The following is a 24622-nucleotide window of genomic DNA, read 5'->3' on the forward strand; positions in this document are numbered from 1 at the left end:
GACTGGAACCGGCTGTACCCAGGGTGAACCACGCGCTAAACCTGCGTGTTTCCGACATCACATGGAGTGCCCCCTCTTGTGAAGGGCTTACCGTGTGCTTACAGGTGGTGAGGGGAGAATGGGGAGGCCGTCCCAGCGGCTGCTCTGGGAATGTGACGGGAGGTGCCATAGGCCATGCGAGTGCTTGTGGTCGAGGATGAGCGGGTGCTCGCCGACGCGATCGCGACCGGGCTCCGGCGCGAGGCGATGGCCGTGGACGTGGCCTACGACGGTGCGGGGGCGCTGGAGCGGACGGGTTACATCGACTACGACGTGATCGTCCTGGACAGGGATCTGCCCAAGGTCCACGGCGACGAGGTCTGCCGTCGCCTGGTGGCCTCGCGCACCGCCTCCAGGATCCTCATGCTGACCGCCTCCGGCGACGTCGACGACAAGGTGGAGGGGCTGGGGCTGGGGGCCGACGACTATCTGGCCAAGCCCTTCGTGTTCGTCGAGCTGGTGGCGCGGGTGCGGGCGCTCGGCCGTCGTTCCGCCCCGGCGCTGCCGCCGGTGCTCGAGCGCTCCGGGGTGCGTCTGGATCCGGGCAAGCGGCTGGTGACCAGGGACGGCGCGGAGGTCGCGCTCACCAAGAAGGAGTTCGCGGTCCTGGAGGAGCTGATGCGCGCCGAGGGCGCGGTCGTCAGCCAGGAGGACCTGCTGGACAAGGCGTGGGACGAGAACATCGACCCGTTCACCAACGTCGTGCGCGTCACCATGATGACGCTGAGGAAGAAACTGGGCGAGCCCCAGGTGATCGAGACGGTGCCAGGGGTCGGGTACAAGCTGTGAACGCTCCGGCAGGTGGGGGAGAGGAACGCCCGACGTTCGTCCCGGTGGGAGAGAACCGCGACACGGTGCCGACCCATCCGATGATCAGTCCTCACTCCGAGCGGGGCGCCTGGAAGAGCGAGCGGCTGGAGTCCGGGCCCGCCGGAGAGCGGAAGCCGGACGGGCCCCCGCCGCCGACCGGCCCGCCCGCCTGGGACGGGCCGCCCCCGGCGGGCGCCGCCCCGATGGAGAGGACCCCGCTGGAGCGGCTGAGGTCGATCATCGACCGGATCAGCATCCGGTGGCGGCTCACCATCACCTACGCCGTGCTGTTCTTCACGGCCGGCGCCCTCCTGCTGGCCGTGATCTACCTCCTGGTGGGCTGGGCGCTCTACGGGGCGTGGCCGCCCTTCCCGTCCGACCTGGACGGGCTTGTGGGGCCGCAGTTGGCGGCCGAGATCAAGCGGCAGTGGTACTGGCAGCAGCACGTCGCGATCACCGGGGCGCAGCGGGAACTGCTGGCCCGCTCGCTGCTCGCCCTGCTGGGGGTCGGCATCCTCGCCGTCATCATCGGGTACATCGTCGCCGACCGGGCGCTCAAGCCCATCCAGCAGATGACCGCCACGGCACGCAAGCTGTCGGGCTCCACGCTCGCCCACGAGCGGATCGACCTCAAGGGCCCCGACGACGAGCTGAAGGAGCTGGCCGACACCTTCGACGCGATGCTCACCAGGCTGAATGTGGCCTTCGACACACAACGAAGATTCGTGGCCAACGCCTCGCACGAGCTGCGCACCCCCCTGACGATCAACCGGACGGTCCTGGAGATCGCCCTGGGCGATCCGGAGGCCTCGGGCGACCTGAAGGCGCTGGGCCGCACGCTCCTGGAGGTCAACGCCCGCAACGAGCGCCTGATCGAGGGCCTGTTGCTGCTCGCCCGCAGCGAGCGCGAGCTGAGCGTGCGCAAGCCGGTGGACATGAAGGACGTGGCCGAGACCGTCGTCGAACAGCTCGCCGCGCGGGCCGAGGAGGCCGGGGTCACCGTGATCCCGGAGCTTCGCAGTGCCGAGACGGTCGGCGATCCGGTGTTGCTTGAGCGGTGCGTGGCCAACCTGGTGGAGAACGCTATAAAGCACAATCTCTCCGATTCCGGACGCCTATGGGTGAGGACGGGAATGGTGGAGGGTGCGTTGGTTGTTCAGGTGGCCAACACGGGGTCGCATGTGCCCGCGTACGAGGTGAACAGCCTTTTTGAGCCGTTCAGGCGGCTCAATGCCGACCGGGTCGACTCGGACAAGGGGGCGGGGCTCGGACTCTCCATCGTGCGCGCGGTCGTGCGCGCCCACGGGGGCAACGTGACCGCCGTACCCAGGGACGGAGGGGGTCTCGTGGTCACCGTGCGACTTCAGCCACGTTGATCCGGCGGGGGGCGTCTCGTTCACGCCGTACATGTGGTTGGATGTGCCGTCGAACACGGTGGTGCATGCCGCCGATGCTGTGGTTTACGCCATATTTGGCTAACCGTGGCCATTGGCAGTACGTCCCTCACGTGTAGGGAGGTTCAGTGACCATTCCGGCGGGGTACCGAAGCAGGAATCTCTCTGGCGGATCGGGCACAAGTCGTGCCTCCCAAGCGTTACACACGCGCGAGTCAGCGCAGACAGATAGATGAGGGGGATGGATCAGACCGATGGCTACCGATTACGACAGCCCACGCAAGACCGACGACGACCTCAGTGAGGACAGTCTTCAGGAACTGCAGGCCCGCCGTACCGACAAGTCCTCGGGCAGTATCGACATCGACGAGACGGATCTCGCCGAGTCGCTCGAACTGCCGGGCGCGGACCTGTCGAACGAGGAACTCTCGCTTCGGGTGATCCCTCGTCAGGCCGACGAGTTCACCTGCGCGCGCTGCTTCCTGGTGCACCACCGCAGTCAACTCGCCGTTGAGAAGAACGGCCAGCAGATATGCCGGGAATGCGCGGCTTGAGATGATTCCGATGGCCTGTCCGAGGTGTGCTCTTCCAAGTACGGGTAGGGCCCCAGGACAGCCTTGAGGAGGTTCCGAGACATGACGTCAGAGAACAGGCAGAGCGGTGCCGCGCCGGACGACTCCACGGCCGAGGAGTCGGACGGCGCGCCTGATCACGAAACGGCCCCCGAGACCAAGCGGGAGGCGACCCCGGAAGGCGGTCCCGATCGCAGGGCTACCCCGGAAAGCCGTCCCGATCACGGAGCGGCCGCGGACGACGGTTCTGATCAAGAAGTGGCCGAGATCGTCGGCAGGCTCGCCGAGCCGGGCGACATGGACGCGGCCGAGCGGCGAAGGCTGCTCGGCCGCCTCACGAGATCACTGGCGCGAGGGGCGAAGAGGGCCAAGGCATCGGGAGAGAATCGAGGCCGCTGGCTGACCGACGTGTTCATGGCCGTGGCGCCCCGCATCCCCATCCGCGACCTGCAGACCCTTTCCGAGCATCACCGCGGCCTCACCTCCGAGGCGCTCGCCGACGACCTGGTACGTACCGCGACCAAGGGAACCATGACGGTCGGGGCGATCGGCGGGGCCGTCGCCGCCGCCGAGTTCGCAGCTCCCCCTCTCCTGCTCTCCGCCCCCGCCCAGCTCGTCGCCGAGACCCTTGTCGTGGCCGCGATCGAGGTCAAGCTCATCGCCGAACTCCACGAGGTGTACGGGATCCAGGTGCCGGGCACCGGCTCCCAGCGCGCCATGGCCTTCGCGATGGCCTGGTCCAAGCAGCGCGGTGTCGACCCCATGGCGCCGGGGACGATGACCGTCGCCCTGGGCACCGCGGCGAAGACGGCCCTGCGCAACAGGCTGATGCGCACCCTCGGACGCCACCTCACCACCTTCGGCCCGTTCCTCACGGGCGCCGTGGCCGGAGGGTTCCTCAACCGGGCCGCCACGAAGAAGCTCGGCGAGGTCGTACGGGCCGATCTGAGGGTCCACCGAGCCCTTCCACCTGGTAAGCCATAGAAACCTCGCAAACGGGTAGTTAGTTCAGTAAGCCCCCGACTACCTGGAGGAATTTGTGCTGGGCCGCAGCGCATTCGTGATCGTCGCCAACCGCCTGCCCGTCGACCGCGTCGGGGAGGACATGTGGAGGCGTAGCCCCGGCGGCCTCGTCACCGCGATCGCCCCCGTCCTGCAGCGCAGGGAGGGGGCCTGGGTCGGCTGGCACGGCGCTCCCGACGAGACCCTTGAACCCTTCGAGCACGACGGGATGCAGCTCGTCCCCGTCCCGCTCTCCAGGTCCGAGGTCGAGCTCTACTACGAGGGCTTCTCCAACGCCACCCTCTGGCCGCTCTACCACGACGTGGTCGCCACGCCCGTCTACTCCCGGGTCACCTGGGAGGCCTACCGCACCGTCAACGAGCGCTTCGCCGAGGCCGCCGCGGAGGAGGCCGCGGAGAACGCCGTCGTGTGGATCCAGGACTACCAGCTCCAGCTGGTCCCGGCCATGCTGCGCAAGCTCCGCCCGGACCTGCGCATCGGCTTCTTCCTGCACATCCCCTTCCCGCCGGTCGAGCTGTTCTCCCAGATGCCGTGGCGGCGCGAGATCGTCGAAGGGCTGCTCGGCGCGGACATGGTGGGGTTCCAGCGCCCCGGCGGCGCGTCCAACTTCATCCGGCTCTGCCGCCGCCTGCTCGGCCTCCAGCACCACAAGCACGAGATCTACGTGGGCGACCGGGTGGTGCGCGCCGGGGCGTTCCCCATCTCCGTCGACTTCGGCGAGCTCGACTCCCTGGTCAGGGAGCCGCACATCATCTCCAGGGCGAGGGAGATCCGCGCGGAGCTGGGTGATCCCGAGTGCCTGCTGCTCGGCGTCGACAGGCTCGACTACACCAAGGGCATCGGCCAGCGCCTGAAGGCGTTCGGCGAGCTGCTCTCCGAGGGAGCGATCAAGCCGGGCGAGGCGGCGTTCGTACAGATCGCCACGCCGAGCAGGGAACGGGTCGAGGAGTACGTACGGCTGCGCGACTCGATCGAACTCCAGGTCGGCCGGATCAACGGGGAGCAGGGGGAACTCGGCCAGCAACCCGTGCAGTACATGCACCAGTCGTACGGCAGGGACGAGCTCGCCGCGCTCTATCTCGCGGCGGACGTGATGATGGTGACGCCGCTGCGCGACGGGATGAACCTGGTCGCCAAGGAGTACATCGCCTGCCGCAACGACCTGCGTGGCGCGCTGGTGCTCAGCGAGTTCGCCGGGGCGGCCGACGAGCTGCGCCAGGCGTTCATGGTCAACCCCTACGACGTCGACGGTCTCAAGCGGACGATGCTGACCGCGATGCGGGCCACCCCGCACGATCTGTCGCGCAGGATGCGGTCGCTGCGCCGCAGGGTGGCCACCTACGACGTGGACCGCTGGGCCAAGGAGTTTCTCACCTCGCTGGAGTCATCCGGCGCACCCGGCTCCCAGGACTCACCGGAACCCTCCGGAGTCTCGGAGTCCTCCTGACCTCGACCTCGCCGCCCTCGGGCGGGGCGAGCGGCGCGGCGGGTCCTTGACGGCGGTCGGGGACGACGGGTCCTGAAACACCGGGGCAACGCCGGTGACCCCGGCCGGGGTCACCGGCGAGGCACGGCCTCACCGTCAGGTGGTGACGTCCTTGGCCGCGTCCTTCATGGCCTTCCAGGCGTTGTAGCGCTTCTTGGCGGTGCGGGCGACCACGATCTGCGTCACCTGCATGCCGACCCCCATCACCACGGCGTAGCCGATCGCCTCGCCGAGGCTGATCTCCAGGGACTCGTTGTCGACGGGAGGCTTCTTACCGGTGGTCTTCTCCCACGCGAACCCGATGACCTTCTTCGCCCCCCACGCGGTGGCGAGCCCCAGGAGGCCGCCGATCGCCCTCCACGCCATGTCCTGCTTCTCGCTCTTGTCGGCCATAGGGTCCTCCCGTTTCGTGGCTCGCCCCAAGAACACTAGTCTCCCCGAGCGTCGTATCGCGTGAAGCCATACCATAGGGAGGCATGACACATCAGCGTCCGCGCCCCGCTTCCATGCCCGAGAAACCGACTCTCGACGGCCTGGAAGTCGTATGGTCGGGCCGCTGGGAGACCGAGGGGATCTACCGCTTCGACAGGTCACGCACGCGCGAGGAGATCTACTCGATCGACACCCCGCCGCCGACCGTCTCCGGTTCCCTCCACGTCGGCCACGTCTTCTCCTACACCCACACCGACACCGTCGCCCGCTTCCAGCGCATGCGCGGGCGCGAGGTCTTCTACCCCATGGGCTGGGACGACAACGGCCTGCCCACCGAGCGCCGGGTGCAGAACCACTTCGGCGTGCGCTGCGACCCCTCCATCGCCTACGACCCCTCGTTCGAGCCTCCGGCCAGACCCGACCCCAAGCGGCAGATCCCGATCTCCCGCGGAAACTTCATCGAGCTGTGCGAGCGGCTCACCGTCGAGGACGAGAAGGTCTTCGAGGAACTCTGGCGTCGCCTGGGCCTCTCGGTCGACTGGTCACTGACGTACGCCACCATCGGCGGCGCCGCGCGGGCCGCCTCCCAGCGCGCCTTCCTGCGCAACCTCGCCAGGGGTGAGGCGTACGTGGCGCAGGCGCCCACGCTGTGGGACGTCACCTTCCGCACCGCCGTCGCCCAGGCCGAGCTGGAGGACCGGGAGTGGCCCGGCGCCTTCCACCGGCTGGGCTTCGGCCTGTCGGAGGAGCAGCGGGCCCGGGGGTTCGGCGACCGGGTCTGGATCGAGACGACCCGCCCCGAGCTGCTTCCCGCCTGCGTCGCGCTCGTCGCCCACCCGGACGACGAGCGTTACCGGCCCCTGTTCGGCACCACGGTCAGGACACCGCTGTTCGGCGTCGAGGTGCCGGTGCTCGCCCACCACCTGGCCGAGCCGGACAAGGGTTCGGGCATCGCGATGATCTGCACCTTCGGCGACGTCACCGACGTCGTCTGGTGGCGCGAGCTCGACCTGCCCACCCGCGCCGTCATCGGCTGGGACGGCAGGCTGCTGCCGGACGCGCCCGAGGGCGTGCCGGAGGAGCCGTACGCGGAGCTGGCGGGCAGGACCGTGCACGGCGCCCGTGAGCGGATCGTGGAGCTGCTGCGCGCGTCGGGTGACATGGAGGGCGAGCCGCGGCCCACCAGGCGCGCGGTGAAGTTCTACGAGAAGGGCGACCGGCCGCTGGAGATCGTCACCACTCGCCAGTGGTACATCCGCAACGGCGGGCGCGACCTCGCCCTGCGCGACGCGCTCCTGGCGCGCGGCGCGGAGCTGTCCTGGCACCCGCCGCACATGCGGGTCCGCTACGACAGCTGGGTGCAGGGCCTGGCGGGCGACTGGCTGATCTCCCGGCAGAGGTTCTTCGGCGTGCCCATCCCGGTCTGGTACCCGCTGGACGACGAGGGCGAGCCCGACCGCTCCGCGCCGATCATGCCGCCGGAGTCCGCGCTGCCGATCGACCCGTCCACCGACGTTCCGCGCGGCTACACCGAGGACCAGCGCGGCAAGGCAGGCGGTTTCATCGGAGACCAGGACGTGATGGACACCTGGGCCACCTCCTCGCTGACGCCGCAGATCGCCGGGGGCTGGGAGCGCGACCAGGACCTGTTCGAGCGGGTCTTCCCGATGAACCTGCGCCCGCAGGCCCACGAGATCATCCGGACCTGGCTGTTCTCCACCGTGGTCCGCGCGCACCTGGAGCAGGGCACCCTGCCCTGGAGCGATGTCGCGATCTCCGGGTGGATCCTCGATCCCGACCGCAAGAAGATGTCCAAGTCCCTGGGCAACGTGGTCACCCCGCTGGGTCTGCTGGAGCAGTACGGCTCCGACGCGGTTCGCTACTGGGCGGCGAGCGGCCGTCCCGGCACCGACACGGCGTTCGACACCGGTCAGATCAAGGTCGGCCGCCGCCTGGCCATCAAGATCCTGAACGCCTCCAGGTTCGTCCTTGGCCTGGGTGAGGGGGGCGGGGAGGTCACCGAGCCGATCGACCTGTCGATGCTGGCCCGGCTGTCGGAGGTGGTCCACGAGGCCACCGAGGCGTTCGAGGGCTACGACTACACCCGCGCGCTGGAGCGGACCGAGCGGTTCTTCTGGGAGTTCTGCGACGACTACCTGGAGCTGGTCAAGGCGAGGGCCTACGACGACGCGAACACCGCGACCGGAGGCGACGGAAACGGCGGGAACGGTGGGAACGGCGGGAACGGCGGAAACACAGCGGCGCGTTCGGCGCACGCGGCGCTGCGCGAGGCGCTCGACGTCATGCTCCGGTTGTTCGCCCCCTTCCTGCCCTTCGTCACCGAGGAGGTCTGGTCCTGGTGGCGTGAGGGCTCGGTGCACCGGGCCGCCTGGCCAGAGGCGCGTGAGCGCGGAGGCGACCCCGAGTTGCTGCCCGTGGTGGCCGCCGTCCTCGGCCGGGTCCGCAAGGCCAAGTCCGACGCGCGCCTCTCCATGCGCGCGGAGGTCTCCCGGCTGACCGTCACCGGTGCGCGGGCCGCCCTCGTGCGCCAGGCGCAGGACGACCTGTGCGGCGCGGGCGTCATCGACGAGTTCGTGCTCCACGAGGGCGAGGGAGATCTTCTCGTGGAGGTCGCTCTCACCTGACGGTGGGCCCGAGGCGCGGAGGTACGCCTCCCGGTGAGGTCCGGCTCCTCGCCCGGCCGAGGTGTCCCGGGCGGGATCCGCGCTCCGGGCGCGCACGCGAATCTGTCCTTCCCGTCGGGGCGTCCTGCCGTACGGTCGAGGCAGGACAGGTGAGAGGAGGACAGGCATGCCGCCAGGATGTGGCAACTGCAGCTGCTACCTCGAAGACAGGGTGATCTCGCGCCCGCCGGATGAGCGCTGACCCCTGCCGGGTGAGCGCTCATCCGGTGAGTGGTGACCGGTGGGCCTCGGCTCGGGATCGGTGAGCATCGGCCCGTGACCAGGGGCGCCGGTTCCCGGTCACGGGCGGGTGTCGATCCCGCCGGGGTGTGCCACCGACCCGGCAGGGTGGGTGCCACCCCGGCGGGATGGGCGCCGGCATCCCTGCCGGGTGGGCGCGGGACGGGCGCCGGCGCCCGACGCACGGACGAACCACCGCGTTTCGTGTTCCTGCGATAACCCCCGCGCATTCATACTCCCGGCGTGACAGTCTTGAACATGTGATCTCCGACCGGGAACGCCTCACCAACCTGGTGCCTCGCACGCTGCTGCGCATCGCGATGTGGAGCCTCTGCCTGATCATCATCGGCTGGGCGGTCCTCTACTTCGCGCAGTTCATCGCGACGCTGCGCATCGTGGCGCTGCCGGTGGCCGTCGCGCTCCTGCTGACCGCGCTGCTGTTCCCGCTCACCCGGAGGTTCGGCGCGATGGGCATGCGGCCCATCTACGCCACCTGGCTCACGATGATCATCGCGCTCGCCGTGCTCGGCGGCACCGGCTGGATCATCGGGGTGCGTGCCAACGACGAGTTCCCCGGTCTCCTCGACCAGTTACGCGTGACGGTCAAGAGCGTCGAGAACTGGCTCTACACCGGCCCCCTGCACCTGCAGCCGACCCAGATCTCCAGCTGGGTCGACGAGATCGGGCGGCAGATCACCACCCAGCGCAACCAGATCACCCAGACGGTCCTCACCGGCGCCACGGTGGCACTGGAGGTGCTCGCCTCCATCGTGCTGCTGCTGTTCGTGACGTTCTTCCTGCTCAAGGACGGCGACCAGATCTGGTCGTGGTTCCTGAAGGGCTTCGGTGACGTCGCGCCCCGCGTCGACAGGGCCGGCAGGGCCGCCTGGGTGACGCTCTCGCACTACGTGCAGGGTACGGTCGCGGTGGCCGCCGTGCACGGTGTGATCATGGGCATCGTGCTCGCGGGGATGGGCGTGCCGCTCTGGGCGCCGCTCGCGGTGCTGATCTTCCTGGCCAGCTTCATCCCCATCGTCGGAATCTTCTTCGCCGGGGCCGTGGCCACCCTGGTCACCCTCGGTGCCAAGGGCCCGATCTACGCTCTGATCTTCCTCGGCGTCCTGGTCGTGGAGCAGCAGCTGGAGAACCACGTGCTCCAGCCGCTGATCGTCGGCAGGGTGCTGCACTTCCACCCGCTGGCGATCATTCTGGTGCTTGCGGTGGGCGGCATCCTGGCGGGCATCGCCGGGGCCGCCGTGGCGGTGCCGGTGGCCGCGGTGATCTACCGCGCGCTGCCGGAGCTCCTCAGGGGTGATTCCCGGCCTGCCCTGCCACCTGCCCCGCCACGCCCCGATCCCGGAGAACCTCACGGCCCCGGCGGTCCCGGTGGTCCCGGTGGTCCCGGTGGTCCCGGTGGTCCCGGTGGTCCCGGTGGTCCCGGTGGTCCCGGTGGTCCCGAGGGGCCGAGCAGCGGTTCCGGCGGGCCGCGGGCCGGTGCGGAGGGAAAACCGGCGAATGAGGAATCACCGCAGCCCAGGCGGTAACGTTCTGCCCCGTGACCCGTTCCGCCCTGACCACCCCTCCGCCGGATGCGACCCGCCCGACGCCGCATCCCGGCGCTCCCGCTCCCGGCACCCCGCTCGGTTCCCACTACAGCCGCTGCTTCGGCTGCGGTGCCGACCACCCGAACGGCCTGCGCCTGACCGCTCTCAGCCCCGACGGGATCACGGTGGTCGCCGAGTTCACCGTGGAGGAGACCCACCAGGGCGCGCCCGGCCTGGCGCACGGTGGTGTGCTCGCCGCGGCGATGGACGAGGTAATCGGTATGTCCGTGTGGCTCTTCCAGCGCCCCTACGTCACCGCCCGGCTGGAGACCGACTATCTCGCGCCGGTTCCCGTGGGCACCGCCCTGCATTTGCGCGCCTGGTGCAACGGCATGTCCGGCAGGAAGGCGTACCTTGAGGCTGAGGGCCGGATCGGTTCCCCGGACGGCCCGGTCGCCGTGCGGGCCGCTGCCCTCTTCGTCGAGGTGGGCATGGAGCATTTCGCCAAGCACGGTGACATTCAGAAGATCGCCGACGAGCACCACGAGTACGAGGTGAACCCGTGACCCACACCGTCGAGGTGTTGATCCACCGGCTCGACCCCGACCTGCCGCCGCCTTCGTACGCCCATCCGGGCGACGCGGGCGCCGACCTCCACGCCGCCGAGGACGTCGAGCTCCTCCCCGGTGAGCGAGCCGTGGTCGGCACGGGGCTGGCGATCGCCCTGCCCGACGGGTACGCCGCGTTCGTCCACCCGCGTTCGGGCCTGGCCTCCAGGTATGGCGTGACGCTCGTCAACGCGCCCGGCACCGTCGACGCGGGGTACCGGGGGGAGATCAAGGTGACGCTGATCAACACCGACACCAAGAGCGTCGTACGGCTGCGCAAAGGAGACCGGGTCGCGCAGCTGGTGATCCAGAAGGTGGAGAAGGCGGCGTTCCACGAGGTGGACCGGCTGCCCGGTTCGGTGCGAGGCGCCGGTGGGTTCGGGTCCACCGGCCGCTGACAGGAAGTGATCCCGGCGAGGTGGACGGAACGGCCGGCGATCCGAGGGCGGGGCATCCTCCCGGCCCCGGAGAGCGGCCGCCGCGCCCGGCGGGTGACGAGTGACGAGTGAATCTTCAAGGAGCGTGAGAGAAGTGTTCGGACGTAGCCGTCGTGAGAAGTCCCCGGCCGCCAAGGCCGCGGTGGAAGAGGTCGAGCGGGTACCGTCGCGGGAGTCGGGGCCGTGGGACGCGGACGAGCCCCACCCCGAGCGCGAACGGGTCGACCTCGGAGGCATGCGCCTGCCGGTGGACGCCGGTTTCGAGGTGCAGCTCAATCTGGCCGGCGATCAGATCGTCGGTGCCGTGGTGCTGTTCGAGGGGAGTGCCCTGCAGGTGCACGCCTTCGCGGCGCCCAAGCGGAGCGGGATCTGGGACGAGGTCAGGGCCGAGCTGGCCGAGGGGGTCAAGGGCGCCGGAGGCACCGCCGAGGAGCGGGAGGGGGCGTTCGGTGTCGAGCTGAGCGCGAGGATCCCCGCGGAGGGCGGCGAGCAGCCGGTCCGCTACATCGGGGTGGACGGGCCGCGCTGGTTCCTGCGCGCGGTGATCAGCGGTAAGGCGGCGGAGGACGCCGGGGCCGCCGAGACGCTGGAGGGTGTCGTCAGGGACATGGTCGTGGTACGCGGCGACGAGCCCATGGCTCCCAAGGAGGCCATCGAGCTCCGGCTGCCGCCCGAGGCCAAGCAGGCCGCGGAGCAGCAGGCCGCCGGGGGAGAGGTGCCCGATCTCAAACCGTTCGACCGGGGACCGGAGATCGCCGAGATTCGCTGACGGGCCCGATCGCGTACGCTGGTTCGACTCGGGTGTGAAGGAGAGGTCCGTGGGTTCTCAGGAGCCGCACAAACAGGGCGGTCTGCGGGGATTCTTCCGCCGGTTGACCGCAGGCCAGGCCGAACTGGAGGCCGACGAGCTCCAGCAGGACCTCGATCGTCACGGCGCCACACCCATCGTCTCCTGCGGCACGCGCCGCCGCTTCTGCGTCACCGGCACCCTACGGACGGTGACGCTGCGCCCTCGCGGGGGCGCTCCGGCGCTGGAGGCGGAGCTTTACGATGGTTCCGATGTGATTGACCTGATATGGCTGGGCCGTAGGAAGATCGCCGGTATCGAGCCGGGACGCCTGGTGCTGGCGGAAGGGCTCGTCAGCGTGCAGGATGGCCGCAAAGTCATGTTCAATCCGAGATACGAGCTGCGCCCAGCGGGCGGTGCGTGAGTGATTGACGATCCCAAGACGGTGAGCGAGAAGATGACCACCACCGGTGAGACCGCCGCGCACGACACGGTCGAGGCCGTGATCCGCAGCCAGCTTGCCAAGGCCTTCGGCGGAGTGCGAGGCGTGATCGAGGCCGCCGTGCCCACCATCGCCTTCACCGGCATGTGGATCACCACCTCGGAGCTGAGGCCGTCCCTGATCGTGAGCATCTCGGCCGCGGTGCTACTGCTCGTCGTGCGGCTGCTGCAACGCTCGACGCCGCAGTTCGTGATCAACAGCCTGATCGGCATCGGCATCGGCGCCTTCTTCGCCTCCCGTACCGGCCAGGCGGAGGATGTCTTCCTGCCGGGCATCCTCTACAACGCCGGATACTCCGTGGTCATGCTGCTGTCGATCATCACCCGATGGCCGGTCGTGGGCTTTCTCATCGGATCCGTCACCGGCGACCCGACCGCGTGGCGCGCGGATCCGGCGGTGGTGAAGTTGTGCATCAGGCTCACCTGGCTGCTGATGATCCCGTGCGTGATCCGGGTGGCGGTGCAACTCCCCGTCTATCTGATCGGCAGGGACGACGCGGTCGCCCAGCTGGGCATCCTCAAGATCGCGATGGGCTGGCCGCTCCAGGTCGCGGCGCTCGCTGCCATGGTGTGGCTCCTCGCCCGCGGCAGGACCCCGGTGCGGCCCGCGGTCTCCTGACCGCCGCGCCGCCTTCGTCTTCGCGAAGAGCTTCTCGGTCCGCCGGGCGGCAACCCGTCCGGCCCCTCCGGATGTCACATACGGCTTCCCGGCCCTGGACCCGGCGCCGATCCCCCGGCACGCGGTGCGGGAGGACCGGTTCGCCCGGTGCGAGGGAGCGCGGGTTCAGCGGGGCGTGCGGTGCGGGGACAGGAGCTCGGCCAGCTCCTCCTCGACCTCCTGGCTGGCCACGAACATCAACTCGTCGCCGGCCTCCAGCGGGTCGTCGGCGGTGGGCACCAGCACCCGGCCCTCGCGCAGGATCGCGACCAGGGCGGTGTCGTTGGGCCACGGAACCGAGCCGGCGCGCTGGCCGACGACCGGCGCGTCCTCGGGCAGGGTGAGCTCGACCAGGTTGGCCTGGCCCTGGCGGAAGGTCATCAGCCGCACCAGGTCGCCGACACTCACCGCCTCCTCGACCAGCGCGCTCAGCAGGCGCGGGGTCGAGACGGCCACGTCGACGCCCCACGACTCGTTGAACAGCCACTCGTTCTTGGGGTGGTTGATCCTGGCGACCACGCGAGGCACGCCGTACTCCGTCTTGGCGAGCAGTGACACCACCAGGTTGACCTTGTCGTCACCGCTGGCGGCGATGACCACGTGGCAGTCGGCGAGGCCCGCCTCGTCCAGCGAGGAGATCTCGCAGGCGTCGGCGAGCAGCCACTCCGCCCGCGGCACGGTATCGATCTTGATGGCCTTGGGGTCGATGTCGACGAGCAGGACCTCGTGGCCGTTCTCCAGGAGCTCGGCGGCGATCGACCGGCCGACCGCCCCCGCGCCGGCGATGGTGACGCGCATCAGTGCTCCTTCTCCGGCGCTCCGGACAACACCTTGTTGATGCGGTCCATGTCGGCCTCGACCGCCATGACGTGCAGTATGTCGCCCTCCTGCACCACCGAGTCGTTCCTGGGCAGCAGGGTGTCGCCGATCCGGTTGACGAACGCCAGGCGGGTGCCCGCCGCCGCCTCCAGGTCCCTCGTGAGGGTGCCGATCCAGCCGGGGTGGTAGGCCACCTCCGCCAGCACCACGCGCCCGCTGGGGTCGCGCCAGAGCGGCTCGGCGCCCTCGGGCAGGACGCGGCGCAGGATCTGGTCGGCGGTCCAGCGGACCGTGGCCACGGTGGGGATGCCCAGCCGCTGGTAGACCTCGGCGCGCCGGGAGTCGTAGATCCTGGCCACGACGTTGTCCACGCCGAACGTCTCGCGGGCGACCCTGGCGGAGATGATGTTGGAGTTGTCTCCACTGCTCACCGCCACGTAGGCTCCCGCGGCCTCGATGCCGGCCTCTTCCAGGACGTCCCTGTCGAAGCCGACCCCGGTCACCCTGCGACCCCTGAACCCCGCCCGCAGGCGGCGGAACGCCTGCGGGTCCTGGTCGATGATCGCGACCGAGTGGCCGCTGTCCTCAAGGATGTGCGCCAGGGTCGAACCGACCCGCCCACACCCCATGATCACGATATGCATGCTCCCCCGCCGGTCGCTGTGAGGCGGATCTTGTTCCCGATGTATTCAGCCAGTATGGACCGCCCCGGGAGTGCCGCGTGAGTGGGGCCGAGTAATAACGGCTAGCATCTGCAGACGTGTCGAAGGTGACGGACCTTGTCAAACGCCTTTTCATCGGGCGGGCGCTGCGTAGCACGCAGCTACACGAGCAACTGCTCCCCAAGCGCATCGCGCTCCCCGTTTTCGCGAGTGACGCCCTCTCCTCCGTCGCGTACGCCCCGCAGGAGATCCTGGTCATCCTCTCCCTCGCGGGACTCTCCTTCTACCACTTCAGCCCCTGGGTGGCCGTCGCCGTCGTCGTGGTGATGCTCACCGTCGTGGCGTCGTACCGGCAGAACGTGTACGCCTACCCCAGCGGGGGTGGCGACTACGAGGTCGCCACCGTCAACCTCGGCCCGAACGCCGGTCTCACCGTCGCCAGCGCCCTGATGGTCGACTACGTGCTCACCGTCGCGGTCTCGGTCGCCAACGGCGTCGACTACGTGGGCGCCACCATCCCGTACGTCGCCCAGCACAAGACGCTGGTCGCGATCGTCATCGTCGTGCTGCTGACCGTGGTCAACCTGCGCGGCATCCGCGAGTCGGGCGCGGCCTTCGCGATCCCCACCTACACCTTCATGTTCGCGGTCCTCGGCCTGATCGCATGGGGCGGATTCCGGGTGCTGATCCTCGGTGACGAGCTGCACGCGCCCACCGCCGGGTACGAGATCATCGCCGAGCAGACGAACCTGACCTCCTTCGCGGCGGCCTTCCTGATCCTGCGCGCGTTCTCCTCAGGCTGTGCCGCGCTCACCGGCGTCGAGGCGATCAGTAACGGCGTGCCCGCCTTCCGCAAGCCCAAGAGCAGGAACGCCGCGAACACCCTGCTGATGATGGGCCTGGTCTCGGTGACGATGTTCGTCGGCATCATCACCCTCGCGCTGGCCTCGGACGTCAAGGTCGCCGACCCCGCCGTCGCCTACCGCGACGTCCTCATCGACGGCCGGCCCGCCGGGCCCGGCTACTACCAGCAGCCGATCATCGCCCAGGTGGCGGACGCGGTCTTCGGGAACGGCTCGCTTCCCTTCTTCTTCATCGCCGCCGTCACCGCGCTGATCCTGTTCCTCGCCGCCAACACCGCCTTCAACGGTTTTCCCGTGCTCGGCTCGATCCTGGCCCAGGACCGCTACCTGCCCCGCCAGCTGCACACCAGGGGTGACCGGCTCGCCTTCTCCAACGGCATCGTGATCCTCGCCGCCGGGGCCTGCCTGCTGCTGTGGGGCTTCGACGCCGACGTCAGCCGCCTGCTCAACCTCTACATCGTGGGCGTCTTCGTGTCGTTCACGCTGAGCCAGATCGGCATGGTCAGGCACTGGAGCAGGCACCTGAGAACCGAGACCGACCCCAGGGTCCGCCACCAGATGCACCGCTCGCGGACGATCAACTTCTTCGGCGGCGTCATGACCGGCCTGGTGCTGGTGGTGGTGCTGGTCACCAAGTTCACCCACGGCGCCTGGATCGTCTGCGTGGCCATGCCGGTGCTTTTTTTGATGATGAAGGGCATCCACCGCCACTACGAGAACGTGGCGGCCGAACTCGCCGTCGCCGAGGACTCCCAGGTGGACGAGACGATGCTGCCCGCGCGCAACCACGTCATCGTCCTGGTCTCCAAGATCCACAAGCCGACCCTGCGCGCTCTCGCCTATGCCCGCGCCACCCGTCCCTCCACGCTGGAGGCGATCACCGTGGGCGTGGAGGGACCGGAGGCCAGGGCGCTGCAGGAGGAGTGGGAGCGGCGCGGCATCCCGGTGCCGCTGAAGATGCTCGACTCGCCCTACCGCGAGATCACCAGGCCGATCCTGGAGTACGTCAAGTCGCTGCGCCGCCGTTCCCCCCGGGACGTGGTGAGTGTCTACATTCCCGAATATGTCGTCGGCCACTGGTGGGAGCACCTCCTGCACAACCAGAGCGCGCTGCGCCTGAAGGGCCGCCTGCTGTTCCAGCCAGGCGTGATGGTCATCAGCGTGCCCTGGCAGCTGCACTCCTCCGACCGGCTCAAGGGCCGCCCCGAGCCCCTCGCGCCGGGCGCCGTACGCCGTCCGCGTCAGGAGGCGGCGCGGGACGAGGACGTCAAGGCATAACCTTTCGTAGGTGCTCCTGACGCGAGGAGGCTCGACCGACGACGATTTTCTCTTGGGGGCGACGGCCATGACGATCGAACTGACGGTGGGACCGGTTGCGCACGGTGGCTGGTGTGTCGCCCGCCATGACGGGCGGGTCGTCTTCGTGCGGCACGCGCTGCCCGGCGAGCGCGTCGTCGCCGAGATCACCGAGGAGACCTCCCGGTTCCTGCGGGCCGACGCGGTCGAGATCCTGGAGCCCTCCGCCGACCGGGTGACCCCGCCGTGCCCCTTCGCGGGCCCCGGCCGCTGTGGCGGCTGCGACTGGCAGCACGCCTCCCTCGACGCCCAGCGCCGACTGAAGGCCGACGTGGTGGCCGAGCAGCTCAAGCGACTGGCCTCGATCGACTGGAAGGGCATCGTCGAGGAGGTCCCCGGAGCCCCCGACGGGCTCGGCTGGCGCACCCGCGTCCAGTTCGCCGTCGAGCGAGACGGGAGCCTGGGCCTGCGCCGCCACCGCTCCCACGACATCGAGCCGGTGGACGCCTGCCTGATCGCCCACCCCGAGGTGGAGAACGTCGGCGCCGAGGTGATGAACTGGCGCAACGCATCCTCGGTGGAGGTCATCGCCTCCAGCGCCGGTGACCAGGCGGTCGTGGTCGCCCCCAAGCCCCGGCGCACGGTGGCCATCCCCGACCTCGACACGAGCGTGGCCGTCTTCGTCGACGAGGGCAAGGGCCGCAGCCGCGTCGTCCACGGACGCAACCATCTCGTCGAGCGGGTCGCCGGCCGCGACTTCCAGGTCACCGGCAGCGGTTTCTGGCAGGTGCACCCCGGTGCCGCGGCCACCCTCCTCGACGCCGTCATGGAGTTCGCCGCCCCGCGCCCCGGCGAGTGGGCCCTCGACCTCTACTGCGGCGTCGGCCTGTTCGCCGCAGGGCTGGCCGAGGCGGTCGGTCCCGAGGGAGCCGTGTTCGGTGTCGAGTCCGAGTCCGTTGCGGTCCGCGACGCGGAGCGCAACCTCCGCGACCTGCCCCAGGCCCGTTTCGCCAGGGGACGCGTGGAGAACGCCCTCGACCGCTTCGGCATCGAGCGCGCGGACCTGGTCGTCGTCGACCCGCCCAGGGCGGGTCTGGGCCGCGACGTCGTCGAGAACGTGACCACCCTCCAGGCGACCCGGATCGTGTACGTCTCCTGCGACCCGGCCACCCTCGCCCGCGACCTGGCCTGGTTCGCCGAGCGAGGCTACCGCCTCGCCGACCTGCGGGCCTTCGACGCCTTCCCGATGACGCACCACGTGGAGTGCGTGGCGCTGCTGGTCGGCGAGTCGATCTAGGCTCTGACCGGCGGCGGTCTCACGGGTGCTCCGGCGCGCCCGCGTCGTGGACCAGCAGCGCGATCTGGACCCGGTTGTTGAGATCCAGCCGGGTCAGGATCCGCGACACGTGCGTCTTCACCGTCGGCAGCGCCAGATGCAGCTCCCGCGCGATCTCGGCGTTGGAGCGGCCGCGTCCGACCGCGAGGGCCACCTGTCGCTCCCGTTCGGCCAGCAGCGCCAGCCGGGCACGGGCGGCGGCGGCCCGGTCGCCCTGCCCCGAGCCGTCCGCCACCTGCTCGATGAGCCGGCGGGTGACGGCGGGGGAGAGCACCGGATCTCCGGCGGACACCGTCCGGATGGCCGTGACGATGTCCTGCGGCGGGGTGTCCTTGAGAAGGAACCCGGCCGCGCCGGCGCGCAGCGCCCGCAGCACGTGCGCGTCGGTGTGGAAGGTGGTCAGGACCAGCACCTCCGGAGCACCGGGCCTGGCCCGGAGCCTCTCGGTGGCGGCCAGCCCGTCGACGCCCGGCATCCGGATGTCCATCAGCACCAGGTCGGGGCCGTGCGCGGTGACCAGGGCGGGTACCTCGGACCCGTCGGCGGCCTCCGCGACGATCTCGATGTCCGGGGCGCCGCCCAGCATCAGGCGCAGCCCGGCCCGTACGATCGCGTCGTCGTCGACCAGCAGGACGCGGATCACCTCATCCCCCCTTCCCGTCCGCGGAACTCCGGCACGCGGTGGACGCGATGCCCGCCGTGGACCAGGGCAGCCAGGCGTGGACCAGGAACCCGCCGTCGGCGGGGCCGGCCGTCAGCTCGCCGCCCGCCAGCCTGGCCCGTTCGGCGAGCCCGATCAACCCCCGCCCGCCCTCGCTTCCGCTCCCGTTCCCGCTCCCATCTCCGATTCCGTCCCCGCTTCCGCCCTCACCTAGGCCACGGACCGAAGCCGGTCCCGGTGGCGGTGGCGGCGTGTTACGGACCTCCACCGTGAGTCGGCCGTCAGGGGACCCGCTCACCGCCACCGCCACCGCCGCGCCGGGCGCGTGCTTGCGCGCGTTGGTCAGCGCCTCCTGCACGATCCGGTACGCCGTGCGCCCCACCACGGGCGGCGGTACCTGCCCGTCAGGCGGCCCGGTCAGCTCGATCCGGCCGCCCGTCGCCCGTGCCTCAGCCACCAGCCGGGCCAGGTCCGCCAGTTCCGGCTGCGGTCGCTCGCCCTCCTCCGGTCCGGCCCGCAGTATCCCGATCACCTCGCGCAGGTCGCGCAGGGCGAGGTGGGCGCTCTCCCTGATCACTCCGGCGGCCCGCGCGATCTCCTCCCGGGGCGCGCCCGGGTTGAACTCCAGCGCTCCGGCGTGCACGCTCAGCAGTGACAGCCGGTGACCGAGTATGTCGTGCATCTCGCGGGCGATCTCCTCCCGCGTCTCCCGCCGTGCCCATTCGGCCCGCAACTCCGCGTCCGCCTCGGCCAGTTCCGCGCGCTCTCGCAGCGAGGCGATCAGCTGCTGCCGGGAGCGCCGGAACAATCCCCACCCGATCGCCCCGGCGATCAGCGCGAAGTACGTCAGCGCCGATCCCGCACGTTCCCCTGACAGCTCCGCCACCTGCCACAGGAAGACGGGCAGCGGTGCGAAGGCCAGCGCCGCCACCCACGCCGTGACCCGCCACGGACGGGTCGCGGCCACCGTGAACACCGCCACCATCGCCGGACCGGTCAGGTAGTGCGCCCAGGTGCCCGCCAGCAGCAGCACCACCGCCAGCGGTACCGGCCGACGCCGCCGCAACAACACCGCCGCGCACCCCAGTCCTCCGACCATCTGATCGACGTTCCGCCACACGGGGTCGAGGGACTCGGGAACCGGTATGGACTGCGAGCTGACAGCGGCGAAACAGGCGGCGAAGAGGAACAGCGCCACGTCGGTGACCCAGTCGCGGCGGGTGCGGTGGATGCGGCGCATACTCCGGAAATTTACGCGGCTCCCGCCCGTGTCCCGGCGTCCGCGCCGCGACCGGATACTTAAGTACGACCGAAGGGCCCGCCGACGGCCATCCTTGGTCACCGCCCGGCCATCCTGAGCCCGATCCCGAGCCCGGCACCACATGCCTACCGTCGAGGCATGACCTTCACCACCCCGCCGAAGTCCCCGCTGGCGGCACTGTCCGGCCTGATCTGCTTCGTCCTCGTCGCCGGCGGCGCGAGCGGCCTCCTGCACGAATGGTTCGGCTGGATTCACTTCATGGGATTCCTCCGTTTTCTCGCCCCCGGCGGTTACGAGATCTACAGCTACGTCATCATGATCGTCCTCGGTCTCGCGGTGGGCGCGGCCGGTGACGCGGTCACCCGGCGAGGCCGCGGATGACCGTGCGGAGAGGAGAAACGACGGCCCCCGGCCCTCCGTGGCGGCCCTGCACGCCCTCGGCGGGTGGGGGTTTCTTGCCGGCCCGAAAATCCGCGTAGCTCAGAGATCGCTCAAACCCCGGGTAGAGCACCGCTCGAGAAACGGTCTAACCTAGGACGACGAGGGGAGTACTTCCCAAGAGCCGACCCGGTCAATACGGACGTTTCATAACGGCCCCGGGCGGCCGCCTGCGAAAACAGGCGAAGGAGACCTCGAACAGCCGAGCGCGCGTTCGAGGAGGGTCATGTCCGCTGAGACAGTCCTGTCGGTAGCCAGTCTTGAAACCATCGGTTCGCCGCAACTGTGGGCGATCACCGTAGCCGCCCTGATATTGCTGCTGGCCGTGGACTTCCTGATCACCCGGCGCCCGCACGAGGTGCGGATGCGCGAGGCGGTGGGCTGGTCGGTCTTCTACCTGGTGCTCCCTCTGATCTTCGGCTTCTACGTGTGGGGGGCCTTCGGGTCCGGTGTGGCGGTGGAGTTCTTCACCGGCTACGTGGTGGAGAAGTCGCTGTCGGTGGACAACCTGTTCGTGTTCATGCTGCTGCTGTCCGCCTTCGCGGTCCCGCCCGCGCTGGCCCAGCGAGTCCTGCTGTACGGCATCATCGGGGCGCTGGTGCTGCGCGCGATCTTCATCGCGCTGGGGGCGGCCGTCCTGCAGAGCGGCACGTGGGCGTTCCTGCTCTTCGGCGGGATCCTGCTCTTCACCGCATGGAAGATCTTCAAGGACGCGCTGAGCGGGGAGGAGCACAAGATCGACGTCTCCTCCATGCGCTCGGTGCGGCTGCTACGGCGCTTCATGCCGGTTACCAACGACTACCACGGCTCCCACCTGGTTGTTCGCCAGAACGGCCGCCGCGCCCTGACTCCGCTGGCGTTGGCCATCGTGGCCGTCTTCGCCACCGACATCGTCTTCGCCGTCGACTCGGTGCCCGCCGTGTACGGCGTGACCGAGGACCCCTTCATCGTCTTCGCCACCAACGCCTTCGCCCTGATGGGCCTGCGGGCGCTCTACTTCGTGCTCCAGGGCGTCCTGGCGAAGCTGCGGCACCTGAACCACGGGCTCAGCATCATCCTGGCCTTCATCGGGATCAAGCTCGTCCTGCACTGGGCGCACGGCGTCTGGTCATGGGTCCCGGAGATTCCCACCCCGCTCTCGCTGGGGGTCATCGTCGGGGTTCTGGCCACCGTCACGATCACGAGCATGTACGCCAACCGCCGTGAGCCGAAGCCCGTCCCCCCACCCGCCGAACGAGAACCCCAGCCGGGGCCGAAACCCTAGGCACACCGCTCTTTCCGCCTCCACGACGGCCACGTTCTCGAGCCTCTGTTCGAGCGTGGCCGTCGTGGGTTTCGGGGGCGGCGACCGCGTCTTCCCGTCCGCTCCGTTCTCTTGATCCACAGTTTGCGCCTCCTTGCCCGGCGACCGCCGCTCCCTCGCGCGACGCGCGTTTAGCGTGATCGTCAGGGGTGGGGGACGGTGGACATGCGGCGCGACTGGTCCGTGCGGGCCCGGATGACGGTGCTGGCCGGTGTCGTGATGGCGCTGCTGTGCACGACCTTCTGCGCGTTGATCCTGGTGGGCGCCTACCAGGACGCGACGGAGGACCGTGCCGACCGAATCCTTCGCGTGAAGCTGCGCGTGCTTCCTCTCCTCCTGCGCGACCGGCTGCCCCCGGTGCTCCCCGAACTGGGCATCGTGGCCCTTCAGGTGGTGGGACCGACCGGCCGGGTCGTGGCGGCGAACTCCCGGATGACCGGCAAGCCGCGCATGGCCTCCTTCGTCCCTCCGGAGGAGTTCTCGCCGAAGGGCGGGGTCGTCTGCGGCACGCCGAAACCCGACGCGTGTGTGATCGTCGTGGGCCTGCGGGTCCACGCGCACGGAGACCACTGGATCATCTACGGTGCCGAGCCCGTCGTCCCGCCGTATGTTCACCATTTCCTGCTGGCCGCGCTGCTGGGCGGATCCGCGTTGCTGGTCGGAGTCACGGCGGTCGGCACCTACCGCACGGTCGGCAAGACCCTCGTCCCCATCGAGGCGATGCGCGCCGAGCTGGCCGAGATCACCTCGACCGACCCGGGCCGCAGGGTGCCGGTGCCCGAGCACCACGACGAGATCCGGCAACTGGCCGAGATCGTGAACCAGACCCTGGACCGGCTGGAGGCGGCGCTCCAGCGGGAACGGCGGTTCGCCTACGACGCCTCCCACGATTTGCGCAGTCCCATCACCGCCATGCGCACCCAGGTGGAGGAGGCGCTGCTGCATCCGGAGGAGGCCGACTGGCCCGCCACGGCGGACGCCCTCCTGGACAGCCTCCACCGGCTGCAGGCGATCGTCACCAACCTGCTCGAACTCGCCCGGGTCGACGCGGGCGGCGTCGACCTCGGGGAACGGGTGGACCTGAGTGAACTGGCCGATTCCGAACTCGCCCGCCGTGTCCGCCGGGCGAGGGTCGTGGCCGACCCCCAGCCGGACGTGGTGGTCACCGCGGACCGGCTCCAGCTCGCCCGGCTGATCGCCAACCTCCTGGACAACGCCGAGCGGCACGCCACCTCCACGGTCACGGTCTCGGTCCGCCGAGAGGGGGGCGACGCCGTGCTGGAGGTCGGCGACGACGGGCCCGGGATCTCTCCCGACCAGCGGGAGTACGTGTTCCAGCGCTTCGCGCGGCTGGAGGCCGCCCGCAGCAAGGACCAGGGAGGCACCGGACTCGGCCTCGCGATCGCCAGAGGAATCGCCGAGCGCCACGGCGGGACGCTGACCATCGAGGACTCCGAACGCGGCGCGCGCTTCGTGGCCAGGATCCCCATCCGCGACCCAGACGAGACAGAGGAGAGCGGGTAGCGGTCCCCTGTCACCGGTGCACCTTCGCCTCTCTCCGGGGACGGCCCTTCGACGGTGTCACTCCGTTGGCTCGTGCGCGGGCAGAGGTGAAGTCGCGAGCATCCCGCCAGGTGTGCGCAGGTGTGAGCGATGCCGGTCGGCCGGTCATGGAAGGGATCTTTGGTGCCGTGCCCTCCCCGCGCACGGGAGGCGCACGATCATGCCCGCGATCATGCCCGCCGGCACCCCGGCGAACACGCCGGAACCCATCCCCACGAGCACGCCGACGGTCACCCCCGTGACCAGCCGTGCGATCACGCCCGCGGCCAGGCACAGGACCGGGTGTACGGAACGGGGAGTGGGCGTGGGTACGGGCGGGGACGTGGTCGCGTGGGTGGGCGCGTCCACGACTACGCCTCGTCCGCCGGGCCGAGGCGCTCCTCCAGTCGTTCGAGCCTGAGCAGGACGGGGCGCAGTTCCTCGCGTACGGCCGCCGACAGGGCGCTCGCCGCGTCGGCGGGCAGGACCGGGGGGGTGACCGGGGGAGTGGTGGCGGTCCGGGTCTGCGCTCTCAGGTGGACGTATCCGGCGAGTGCGGCCGAGACCGCGTGGCGGGTCAGCCGGTGCTCGGCGCCCAGCTCCCGCAGGATGCGCCCGGCCGCGCCGTCCGGTTCCGCGACCAGCCCGAGGAGCAGGTGCTCGCAACCGACGTAGTTGTGGCCGAGCGAGGTGGCCTCGGTGACGGTCATCTCCAGGGCCGCCGCCGCCGGAGCGCCAAAGGTGAGGTCGGACTCGGAAGAGGTGGTCTCGGCGACAGGGGCCGGGGCGTCGAGGCCGAGCCGGTCCAGGCGGCGCCGCACCTCCTCGGGGCCGATCTCCAGGGCGCCGAGAACCTGGAGCGCTAGATTGCCTCCCTCGGCGAGCATGCCGCCCAGCAGGTGCTCGGTGCCGACCTCCGTCGCGCCCAGGGCCCTCGCCTGCTCCACCGAGAGCTTCACCACCTCCCTGGCCCGCGGAGTGAAGTGAGTGAGGCGCGCCGTCAGGTCGTCGAGGCCGGAGGCGCCGAGCGCCGTCTCGCGGATGGCGGTCACCCGCCGTACGGCCTGCTCCAGAGCCCGCTGGCAGACGGCGGAGACCGGCACGCCCGCCTTCTTCACCGCCTCGGCCAGCTCGTCCGGCAGGTAGACATTGATCTTCGGCATTAGGTCGCCCCCTTGGGGTTACAGAAGGGTTATAACCCATTCATAACCCCAAAGGAGGCGCTT

24 protein-coding genes are annotated in these 24622 nt (G+C 70.0%); 17 read left to right on the forward strand and 7 right to left on the reverse strand.

What is annotated here, in order from left to right; translation table 11 throughout:
• Positions 1–174 precede the first annotated feature (174 nt).
• The 5 genes from ACIBH4_RS00605 (at position 175) to ACIBH4_RS00625 (ending at position 5285) form a co-directional block, all read left to right on the forward strand.
• Positions 175–828, forward strand: coding sequence for a response regulator transcription factor (locus ACIBH4_RS00605; protein ID WP_350946642.1), 654 nt, complete (start codon positions 175–177; stop codon positions 826–828).
• Positions 825–2225, forward strand: a complete 1401-nt coding sequence (locus ACIBH4_RS00610; protein ID WP_362508883.1) for a HAMP domain-containing sensor histidine kinase — start codon at positions 825–827, stop codon at positions 2223–2225. The genes ACIBH4_RS00605 and ACIBH4_RS00610 overlap by 4 nt, the downstream gene beginning before the upstream one ends.
• A 272-nt stretch (positions 2226–2497) precedes the next feature.
• On the forward strand, positions 2498–2797 hold the full coding sequence (locus ACIBH4_RS00615) for a DUF4193 domain-containing protein (protein ID WP_030914836.1): 300 nt from the start codon (positions 2498–2500) through the stop codon (positions 2795–2797).
• A gap of 81 nt (positions 2798–2878) precedes the next feature.
• On the forward strand, positions 2879–3799 hold the full coding sequence (locus tag ACIBH4_RS00620; RefSeq protein WP_362508879.1) for a hypothetical protein: 921 nt from the start codon (positions 2879–2881) through the stop codon (positions 3797–3799).
• 55 nt (positions 3800–3854) lie between these two features.
• Positions 3855–5285, forward strand: coding sequence for a trehalose-6-phosphate synthase (locus ACIBH4_RS00625; protein ID WP_362508876.1), 1431 nt, complete (start codon positions 3855–3857; stop codon positions 5283–5285).
• A gap of 135 nt (positions 5286–5420) precedes the next feature.
• On the opposite strand, the gene ACIBH4_RS00630 is transcribed toward ACIBH4_RS00625, so the two are convergent.
• Positions 5421–5717: a DUF4235 domain-containing protein gene (locus ACIBH4_RS00630; protein WP_362508873.1), complete on the reverse strand. Its 297-nt coding sequence runs from the start codon at positions 5715–5717 to the stop codon at positions 5421–5423.
• A gap of 83 nt (positions 5718–5800) precedes the next feature.
• Here ACIBH4_RS00630 and valS point away from each other — a divergent pair, with 83 nt between their 5' ends.
• The 7 genes from valS to ACIBH4_RS00665 all read left to right on the forward strand — a co-directional run bounded on the left by valS (position 5801) and on the right by ACIBH4_RS00665 (position 13176).
• Positions 5801–8401, forward strand: a complete 2601-nt coding sequence (gene valS, locus ACIBH4_RS00635) for a valine--tRNA ligase (protein ID WP_362767690.1) — start codon at positions 5801–5803, stop codon at positions 8399–8401.
• 539 nt (positions 8402–8940) lie between these two features.
• On the forward strand, positions 8941–10224 hold the full coding sequence (locus tag ACIBH4_RS00640) for an AI-2E family transporter (RefSeq protein ID WP_362767692.1): 1284 nt from the start codon (positions 8941–8943) through the stop codon (positions 10222–10224).
• A gap of 11 nt (positions 10225–10235) precedes the next feature.
• Entirely contained in the window at positions 10236–10790 is a 555-nt protein-coding gene (locus ACIBH4_RS00645) for a PaaI family thioesterase (RefSeq protein WP_362767695.1), read from the forward strand.
• Positions 10787–11230 carry a dUTP diphosphatase gene (dut, locus tag ACIBH4_RS00650; RefSeq protein WP_362508861.1) on the forward strand — a complete coding sequence of 148 codons (444 nt, stop codon included), beginning with the start codon at positions 10787–10789 and terminating at the stop codon, positions 11228–11230. Before ACIBH4_RS00645 ends, dut begins: the two co-directional genes overlap by 4 nt.
• Positions 11231–11363: 133 nt before the next feature.
• Positions 11364–12038 (forward strand): DUF3710 domain-containing protein, encoded by a 675-nt coding sequence (locus tag ACIBH4_RS00655; RefSeq protein ID WP_362508858.1) that lies wholly within the window; start codon positions 11364–11366, stop codon positions 12036–12038.
• A 49-nt stretch (positions 12039–12087) separates the two neighbouring features.
• Positions 12088–12480, forward strand: a complete 393-nt coding sequence (locus ACIBH4_RS00660; RefSeq protein WP_362508855.1) for an OB-fold nucleic acid binding domain-containing protein — start codon at positions 12088–12090, stop codon at positions 12478–12480.
• A 33-nt stretch (positions 12481–12513) separates the two neighbouring features.
• Complete coding sequence (locus ACIBH4_RS00665; protein ID WP_362509240.1) at positions 12514–13176, forward strand: DUF3159 domain-containing protein; 663 nt, start codon at positions 12514–12516, stop codon at positions 13174–13176.
• A 165-nt stretch (positions 13177–13341) separates the two neighbouring features.
• On the opposite strand, the gene ACIBH4_RS00670 is transcribed toward ACIBH4_RS00665, so the two are convergent.
• The gene (locus ACIBH4_RS00670; protein WP_350946653.1) at positions 13342–14013 is read right to left on the reverse strand and encodes a TrkA family potassium uptake protein; all 672 of its coding nucleotides are present in this window, start codon (positions 14011–14013) and stop codon (positions 13342–13344) included.
• The gene (locus tag ACIBH4_RS00675) at positions 14013–14678 is read right to left on the reverse strand and encodes a TrkA family potassium uptake protein (RefSeq protein WP_362508852.1); all 666 of its coding nucleotides are present in this window, start codon (positions 14676–14678) and stop codon (positions 14013–14015) included. Before ACIBH4_RS00675 ends, ACIBH4_RS00670 begins: the two co-directional genes overlap by 1 nt.
• A gap of 116 nt (positions 14679–14794) precedes the next feature.
• On the opposite strand from ACIBH4_RS00675, the gene ACIBH4_RS00680 reads away from it, so the two are divergent.
• Positions 14795–16837, forward strand: coding sequence for an APC family permease (locus ACIBH4_RS00680; RefSeq protein WP_362508849.1), 2043 nt, complete (start codon positions 14795–14797; stop codon positions 16835–16837).
• Between the two features lie 67 nt (positions 16838–16904).
• Positions 16905–18152, forward strand: a complete 1248-nt coding sequence (locus ACIBH4_RS00685; protein WP_362767698.1) for a class I SAM-dependent RNA methyltransferase — start codon at positions 16905–16907, stop codon at positions 18150–18152.
• Between the two features lie 19 nt (positions 18153–18171).
• Here the strand turns inward: ACIBH4_RS00685 and ACIBH4_RS00690 are convergent, their stop codons facing one another.
• Together ACIBH4_RS00690 and ACIBH4_RS00695 are read right to left on the reverse strand one after the other, a co-directional pair.
• Positions 18172–18834, reverse strand: coding sequence for a response regulator transcription factor (locus ACIBH4_RS00690; protein WP_362508843.1), 663 nt, complete (start codon positions 18832–18834; stop codon positions 18172–18174).
• Position 18835: 1 nt separating this feature from the next.
• A complete protein-coding gene (locus ACIBH4_RS00695; protein WP_362508840.1) occupies positions 18836–20092 on the reverse strand; it encodes a histidine kinase in 1257 nt (418 codons plus the stop codon).
• 159 nt (positions 20093–20251) lie between these two features.
• On the opposite strand from ACIBH4_RS00695, the gene ACIBH4_RS00700 reads away from it, so the two are divergent.
• The 3 genes from ACIBH4_RS00700 to ACIBH4_RS00710 all read left to right on the forward strand — a co-directional run bounded on the left by ACIBH4_RS00700 (position 20252) and on the right by ACIBH4_RS00710 (position 23378).
• The gene (locus tag ACIBH4_RS00700) at positions 20252–20494 is read left to right on the forward strand and encodes a hypothetical protein (protein WP_362508837.1); all 243 of its coding nucleotides are present in this window, start codon (positions 20252–20254) and stop codon (positions 20492–20494) included.
• 283 nt (positions 20495–20777) lie between these two features.
• Positions 20778–21815, forward strand: a complete 1038-nt coding sequence (locus ACIBH4_RS00705) for a TerC family protein (RefSeq protein WP_362508834.1) — start codon at positions 20778–20780, stop codon at positions 21813–21815.
• Positions 21816–22019: 204 nt separating this feature from the next.
• Positions 22020–23378, forward strand: a complete 1359-nt coding sequence (locus ACIBH4_RS00710) for a HAMP domain-containing sensor histidine kinase (protein ID WP_362767757.1) — start codon at positions 22020–22022, stop codon at positions 23376–23378.
• 144 nt (positions 23379–23522) lie between these two features.
• Here ACIBH4_RS00710 and ACIBH4_RS00715 read toward each other — a convergent pair whose 3' ends face one another.
• Both ACIBH4_RS00715 and ACIBH4_RS00720 read right to left on the reverse strand, forming a co-directional pair.
• A complete protein-coding gene (locus ACIBH4_RS00715) occupies positions 23523–23765 on the reverse strand; it encodes a hypothetical protein (RefSeq protein ID WP_362508831.1) in 243 nt (80 codons plus the stop codon).
• A gap of 2 nt (positions 23766–23767) precedes the next feature.
• Positions 23768–24559, reverse strand: coding sequence for a Clp protease N-terminal domain-containing protein (locus tag ACIBH4_RS00720; RefSeq protein ID WP_362767700.1), 792 nt, complete (start codon positions 24557–24559; stop codon positions 23768–23770).
• Between the last annotated feature and the right edge of the window lie 63 nt (positions 24560–24622).

The sequence above is a fragment of the Streptosporangium sp. NPDC050284 genome, assembly GCF_044459525.1.
Taxonomy (GTDB): domain Bacteria; phylum Actinomycetota; class Actinomycetes; order Streptosporangiales; family Streptosporangiaceae; genus Streptosporangium.

Coding starts and splice junctions, on each gene's coding strand:
- ACIBH4_RS00605 (WP_350946642.1), top strand. CDS start 175: ATGCGAGTGCTTGTGGTCGAGGATGAGCGGGTGCTCGCCGACGCGATC.
- ACIBH4_RS00615 (WP_030914836.1), top strand. CDS start 2,498: ATGGCTACCGATTACGACAGCCCACGCAAGACCGACGACGACCTCAGT.
- ACIBH4_RS00620 (WP_362508879.1), top strand. CDS start 2,879: ATGACGTCAGAGAACAGGCAGAGCGGTGCCGCGCCGGACGACTCCACG.
- ACIBH4_RS00630 (WP_362508873.1), bottom strand. CDS start 5,717: ATGGCCGACAAGAGCGAGAAGCAGGACATGGCGTGGAGGGCGATCGGC.
- valS (WP_362767690.1), top strand. CDS start 5,801: ATGACACATCAGCGTCCGCGCCCCGCTTCCATGCCCGAGAAACCGACT.
- ACIBH4_RS00665 (WP_362509240.1), top strand. CDS start 12,514: ATGACCACCACCGGTGAGACCGCCGCGCACGACACGGTCGAGGCCGTG.
- ACIBH4_RS00670 (WP_350946653.1), bottom strand. CDS start 14,013: ATGCGCGTCACCATCGCCGGCGCGGGGGCGGTCGGCCGGTCGATCGCC.
- ACIBH4_RS00675 (WP_362508852.1), bottom strand. CDS start 14,678: ATGCATATCGTGATCATGGGGTGTGGGCGGGTCGGTTCGACCCTGGCG.
- ACIBH4_RS00685 (WP_362767698.1), top strand. CDS start 16,905: ATGACGATCGAACTGACGGTGGGACCGGTTGCGCACGGTGGCTGGTGT.
- ACIBH4_RS00695 (WP_362508840.1), bottom strand. CDS start 20,092: ATGCGCCGCATCCACCGCACCCGCCGCGACTGGGTCACCGACGTGGCG.
- ACIBH4_RS00700 (WP_362508837.1), top strand. CDS start 20,252: ATGACCTTCACCACCCCGCCGAAGTCCCCGCTGGCGGCACTGTCCGGC.
- ACIBH4_RS00705 (WP_362508834.1), top strand. CDS start 20,778: ATGTCCGCTGAGACAGTCCTGTCGGTAGCCAGTCTTGAAACCATCGGT.
- ACIBH4_RS00710 (WP_362767757.1), top strand. CDS start 22,020: ATGCGGCGCGACTGGTCCGTGCGGGCCCGGATGACGGTGCTGGCCGGT.
- ACIBH4_RS00720 (WP_362767700.1), bottom strand. CDS start 24,559: ATGCCGAAGATCAATGTCTACCTGCCGGACGAGCTGGCCGAGGCGGTG.